This is a genomic window from Bacillus sp. P4_D3, assembly GCF_056401855.1.
Genome location: NZ_JBFUIN010000666.1, coordinates 1 through 1,693, shown reverse-complemented (window position 1 = coordinate 1,693; position 1,693 = coordinate 1). Strand labels below are relative to the sequence as shown.

Below are 1,693 nucleotides of genomic sequence, written 5' to 3'. Positions count from 1 at the left end.
TGCGTTGTTCTTGATAGTACGGAAGTGCATTTAATACTGAAATTGTAATGTCATCAACCGTTCTTTGTAGTGAAGGATTAATCGAGCGTTTATATGCTTGAATTGTATTTAATGCATCTGGATATCGATCATAGAAATACAATTTATAAAACGATAAGTCTGTCGGTTTTACAGTTTGCTGTGATTCTTGTCTCAAGAAATCTTTCACTTTCATTGTTGCAATATCAATATCTTCATTCGTAAGCTTTTTCGTTGTTTTTGCCATCACATGCACTTTTTTCTGCTTTTCTTTCGGTAACATTGAGAAAACTTGCTCTCTCGTACGTTGGCCCGCTGAACAGAAAAGTGTATTTAATGTATTTTGTTCTTTTTTCCCTTCTGTACGAATCCAGCGATAAAAGAGTGGGTGCTGCGTAAATTCTTGTAAAAACGGTGTTGATTTGTTCGATAATTTTTCAATAGAATCTTGCGCTCTCTTATATGGTTTCGTCCATGAAAAATAAAGTTTACGTCCGAAGTATACAACTAAAACAACGACAGTAAATGCGATTAAAAGTAATGACCCTAATAGTAATAATACTCCTTGAATGAAACTCATTTTTTCACCTCCTCTAATGATCTGTTATTTCCTTGGACGCTGAATGAGTTTCTGCTTCATCTCATCATTAAATGTGTCAAGTTCAATTACAAACTTCTTACTAGACTCAATAATACGCTCTGACGATTTCTCAGATGCTTCAATAGCAGCGAATACATTTTGGAATGATTCACGTAATTTATCCATGCTAATTGCAGGATTTTCTAGGAGTTTTGTTGTTTCTTCTGTATTTTGTTTTAATGCTTGAGAATTGCTTAATACCATTGATTCAATCGCTTCATTTGTCGCATTAACTGCATCAATTGTTTTACGTTGATTTGTTAATGCGAGCTGAATTGCAGCTGAAACCGTTACAACGTTTTGTGTCATCGTAATTGCATTGCGAATTGCTTCTGCTAGCTTTTCATTATTTTTCTTAATAATATCTACAGACGCGATAGATTGTAATAATACACTTTTTGCTTGTTGCATATTACGAGTACGCACAAGTATCTTTTCTAATGCATCATTTATTAACGGAATATCCCTTTGACGTTCTGGATTTTGTTTCTCAGCTTCCAGCATACCAGCAAGTTTTCTTCCTAAGTATACTTGTTTATCAAGAGCGTGAATTTTATCGTGTGATTGCTCTTTTAACATTTCAAGACCAACCGTATCCTCTTGCAAGTTATCACGGCCAATGAGAAGTGATCTTATAATCTCCTCGATTTGCTTATCTATAGATTGATATTTATGCACGTAATTTTCAAGCGGATTTTTCTTAAACACTTTAAACATAAGTTTCTTCATACCAGTTGCTTTTAATGAGTTTGGATCAAGTTCTGATACCACTTTTCGTAATTCTAACAATGTATTTGGAATTTCTTCATTCTTTCCATTCATCATCGCTGTCACAGGACGTTTTAAAGCTGATAGCGTTTGTCCTGCCGCTTGCTGCTCTTTATCCCCTAAGTCTCCAAGCTGCGACAATAATTTTGATAAATCTGTATTTTGCTCGCTATTTAACTTTTGTACATAAAGATCTGCYTCTTTATTCAGTTCTTCAAGTTCTGCATCTTTTATTACTGTATCAACTACTACTTCTACATTATTATA

2 protein-coding genes are annotated in these 1,693 nt (G+C 34.2%); both read right to left on the bottom strand.

Annotation, left to right across the window (positions count from 1 at the left end):
• On the bottom strand, positions 1 to 598 hold a 598-nt coding region (locus AC1DTM_RS25380), incomplete at its 3' end, for a DUF3974 domain-containing protein (RefSeq protein WP_477001177.1).
• A 24-nt stretch (positions 599 to 622) separates the two neighbouring features.
• Positions 623 to 1,693, bottom strand: a 1,071-nt coding sequence (locus AC1DTM_RS25375) for a toxic anion resistance protein (RefSeq protein ID WP_477001176.1), incomplete at its 5' end; no start/stop codon positions are given.